This window comes from Nocardia farcinica (assembly GCF_029867845.1).
Lineage (GTDB): Bacteria > Actinomycetota > Actinomycetes > Mycobacteriales > Mycobacteriaceae > Nocardia > Nocardia farcinica_A.
Genome location: NZ_JARWRU010000099.1, coordinates 1 through 4,096, shown reverse-complemented (window position 1 = coordinate 4,096; position 4,096 = coordinate 1). Strand labels below are relative to the sequence as shown.

Annotated in this window: 3 protein-coding genes and 1 pseudogene; 2 read left to right on the top strand and 2 right to left on the bottom strand. The window is 74.5% G+C overall.

The window, feature by feature from the left end; genetic code table 11:
• Positions 1-228: 228 nt before the first annotated feature.
• Positions 229-852: a response regulator transcription factor gene (locus QH283_RS01865; RefSeq protein ID WP_280501283.1), complete on the top strand. Its 624-nt coding sequence runs from the start codon at positions 229-231 to the stop codon at positions 850-852.
• A gap of 75 nt (positions 853-927) precedes the next feature.
• Here the strand turns inward: QH283_RS01865 and QH283_RS01860 are convergent, their stop codons facing one another.
• Complete coding sequence (locus QH283_RS01860) at positions 928-1,713, bottom strand: sigma 54 modulation/S30EA ribosomal C-terminal domain-containing protein (protein ID WP_280501282.1); 786 nt, start codon at positions 1,711-1,713, stop codon at positions 928-930.
• Positions 1,714-1,851: 138 nt separating this feature from the next.
• On the opposite strand from QH283_RS01860, the gene QH283_RS01855 reads away from it, so the two are divergent.
• Positions 1,852-3,636, top strand: coding sequence for a GAF domain-containing sensor histidine kinase (locus QH283_RS01855; protein ID WP_280501281.1), 1,785 nt, complete (start codon positions 1,852-1,854; stop codon positions 3,634-3,636).
• Between the two features lie 20 nt (positions 3,637-3,656).
• On the opposite strand, the pseudogene QH283_RS01850 reads toward QH283_RS01855, so the two are convergent.
• Positions 3,657-4,096 (bottom strand): annotated as a pseudogene (locus tag QH283_RS01850) (hypothetical protein); the annotation flags it as partial.

Genomic DNA, 4,096 nt, shown 5'->3' with positions numbered 1-4,096 from the left:
CCGCCGCGGGGCTCGTCGCCGGTAATCTCGGCAGCATCGGCGCGCCCTGCGGCGCCGGCGCCCGGGGACGGGGCCCGGGTTGCGGTGACCGCGGAAACAGGGGCCCCGGGAACAGGGGCCCCGGGAACAGGGGATCAGCGGGCCGGGGCCGCGGAAGACTCGCCGGCCGCAACCGCGCGGGCGGCGGACTCGCGGGCGGCGGACTCGCGGCCGATGGAACCGGGGCGCGTGCTCGAGGTGTTCCTCGTCGACGATCACGAGATCGTCCGCCGCGGCCTGATCGATCTGCTCGACAGCGACCCCGGACTGAAGGTCACCGGCGAGGCGGGCGACGTGGCGAGCGCTCGCGAGGGCATCCGCCGGGCCCGCCCCGACGTGGCGGTGCTCGACGTGCGGCTGCCCGACGGCAACGGCATCGAACTGTGCCGCGACCTGCTCGCCGAGATCGACGGGCTGCGCTGCCTGATCCTGACCTCCTACACCGACGAGCACGCCATGCTCGACGCGATCATGGCGGGCGCCAGCGGCTATGTGGTGAAGAACATCAAGGGCATGGAACTGGCCGAGGCGATCAAGGCGGTCGGCGCGGGCCGCTCGCTGCTGGACAACCGGGCCGCCGAGGCGCTCAAGGCGCGGTTGCGCGCGGACACCGGGCCGCTGGCCGGGCTGACCGACCAGGAACGCAAGCTGCTCACCCTGCTGGGCGAGGGCCTGACCAACCGGCAGATCGCCGCGCGCATGTTCCTGGCGGAGAAGACGGTGAAGAACTACGTCTCCCGGCTGCTGTCCAAGCTCGGCCTGGAGCGGCGCACCCAGGCCGCCGTGCTGGCGTCGAAGCTGCGCGGCCTCTGACCGCGGCCGGGATCCGGCCCGGCACCGGCTCGGACAGGCGTGGCTTCAGGCTGGAACGGGTCGGGCTGGAATGGATCAGGCGGGGACGACGATGCTCAGATCGCCGTCGTAGCGGCGGTACAGCAGCTTGCCCCGGCCGGTGCGCGCGTCGGTGAAGAACAGCACCGGCAGGCCGTGCCCGCACAACCGCTCCACGGCCTCGATCTCGGTCAGCTCCGGCGCGGGCGCGCCGTGCACGCGCAGCGGCCCGGAGTCGGTCGGCTCGTGCGCGCGCCCCCGCACGTCGACGGTGGTGCGCTGGCGGATCAGGGTGGCCCCCGACGGCTCGGTCCAGCCGACCATCGCGTCCTCGCCGGTGTCGGAATCGGTGAACAGGTGCGCGTCGTAGTCCATCGCGTCCATGACCGCGATCGCCTCGGCGGGCGTGCCGATGAGCAGGGTGCAGCGTTTACGGCGGACGACCGGGCGCGGCGGGGTGACCTCGGCCAGCGGCGGGCGGGCCGGATCGGGCCAGTCGCGGCCGCGGCGGGCTGCCAGGCGGGTCAACTGCCGGTCGAGGCGCTCGACGGCGAAGGTCACCGCGAATCCGCGCGGGCCGGTGACCTGCACCCTGGCCGAGGTGTGCGGCAGCCGCACGTTGGCCTGGACCACGTTCGGCCGATCCTTGTCCGGCCCGGTGGGCGCGGTGATGCGCACCCGGGCGGGCACGTTCAGGTGGTGCCTGCGCAGGACCCGGCCGATCGCGCGCACCGCGCGCGTCACATCGGCCGGTGCGACATCCCCTCGCGTGGTGACGGCCAGGTCGGGATCGGCCGCGCTCGACCAGTGTTCGGACAACGACAGCGCTCCGGTCGCACCCATGAAGAACTCCCCTGCTCTCTCGACCCCAGTGGACCAGTCTCGCGGCAGCGGCGACGCGGTGGACAGGGCCGAAAGTCCCCGATCCTGCGACTAGAATCGCCGTGCGCGGCGGATGCGGCGCCGAGGGGACGAGGAGACATGATCGACAGAGGCGCCGGCAGGGGCGCCGAGGAGACGGGCACCGGCGCGGGCGAGGACCGACATCCGGCGCGCGCCGCGACATCACGGGCCGGTCTGCGCGAACTGCTCGCCGAGGTCGAGGAGCGGGTCGAGCGGATCATCGACTCCCGCGATCGAATGGACGGCCTGGTCGAGGCCATGCTGACGGTCACCTCGGGGCTGGATCTGGACGACACTCTGCGCGCCATCGTGCGCACCGCGATCAGCCTGGTCGACGCCCGCTACGGGGGCCTGGCGGTGCGCGACCGCGACGAGCAGGTGACCCAGTTCATCGAGGGCGGTGTGGCCGACGGCGTGCGCGAGCGCATCGGCAGGCTGCCCGCCGGCCACGGCGTGCTCGGCGCGGTGTTCCGCCGCAAGGACCCGCTGCGCATCGACAACCTGTCCGGGCACCCGGAGTCGGTCGGCTTCCCCACCGGGCATCCGACGATGCGCTCGTTCCTCGGGGTGCCGATCCGCATCCGCGACGAGGTCTTCGGCAGTCTCTATCTCACCGACAAGGCCGACGGCGTCCCCTTCACCGACGACGACGCGGCGCTGGTGGAGGCGCTGGCCGCGGCGGCGGGCATCGCGGTGGACAACGCCAGTCACTACGAGTCGGCGCGCACCAGGCACGCCTGGATCGAGGCCACCCGCGACACCGCCACCGAATTCCTGGCGGGCGCCGACGCCGACGAGGTGCTGGCCCATGTGGTCGAGCACGTGCGCGCGCTGACCGGCTCCTGCCACTGCTTCCTCGCCTGCGTGCCGGACGGCCCGATCGCCCCCGGCGAGCCGACCGACCTGGTGGTGACCTGCTGGTCGGGGGCAGGCGACGACCATGAGGGCGCGCCGATCCCCGCCGAGGGGACCGTGCTCGGCGAGGCGCTGGCGAAGCGGCGGCCGCTGCGGTTCGAGCAGGCGGCGGCCTGCGAGTTCGGGGTGCCGCTCCCCGACGCCGGGCCCGCGCTGGTGCTGCCGATGAACACCCCGGACGCGACGTTGGGCGTGCTGGTGGCCGTGCGGCCCGCCGGCTCGCCGCGCTATCCCGACGAGCTGATCGAACTGACCTCGGCGTTCACCGACCAGGCGGCGATGGCCATGCAACTGGCCGACGCGCAGCGGCGGATGCGTGAGCTCGACGTGCTGGCCGACCGCGACCGCATCGCCCGCGACCTGCACGACCACGTGATCCAGCGGCTGTTCGCGATCGGGCTGACCTTGCAGGGCACCATGCCCAAGGTGCAGGTGCCCGAGGTGCGCAACCGCCTCTCGGCGGTGGTCAACGAGTTGCAGGAGGTCGTGCAGGAGATCCGGGGCGCGGTCTTCGACCTGCACAGCGACGAGGACGGCGAGGACCTGGCGCGGCGACTCGAGCGCGCGGTGCGCACCCAGACCGGGGAGTCGGCGCTGCGGTCGACGGTGCGGGTGAACGGGCCGCTGTCGGTGGTGGACGGCGAACTGGCCGACCACGCCGAGGCGGTGGTGCGCGAGGCGGTCAGCAACGCCGTGCGCCACGCCGGAGCCGACACGCTGACCGTGGAGATCACCGTGGACGACGAACTGACCATCGTGGTCGGGGACAACGGCTGGGGGGTGCCCAAGCGGGTGGCGCGCAGCGGCCTGCGCAATCTCGAGCAGCGGGCACAGGAGGCGGGCGGCCGGTTCGACGTCGGGCCCGCCCGCGAGCCCGGGCAGGGGGCCCTGCCCGGCACGGTGCTGCGGTGGTCGGTGCCGCTGCCCGAGGAGCGGCGCGCGGACTGAGGGCACGCCGCCGGACCGGCTCAGGCCGGGCCGAGCACGAGCGCGGAATTGTTGCCGCCCATGCCGATGGCGGACTTCAGCGTCAACCCGCCCTCGAACGGCCTGACCCCGTCGAGCAGACGCGGGTGGGCCGGCGCGACGACGGGCGGCGCCGGGACCAGCCCGCGCTCGTTGACCAGCGCGGCCACCGCGATCTCCACGCCCGCGGCCGCGCCCTGGCTGTGCCCGGTGAGCGGTTTGATCGCGTGCAGCCACGGGCGGTCGCCCAGGACGGTGGACACCAGGTCGCGTTCGGCCGCGTCGCACTGGGCGGTGCCGGTGCCGTGGGCGTTGAGGTAGCCGACCTCGTCGGGGCCCGCGCCCCCCCCGGGGCCCGGGGGGGGGGGGGGGGGGGGGGGGGGGGGGGGGGGGGGGGGGGGGGGGGCCCCCGGGGGGGGGGGGGGGGGGGTATCCCCCCCCC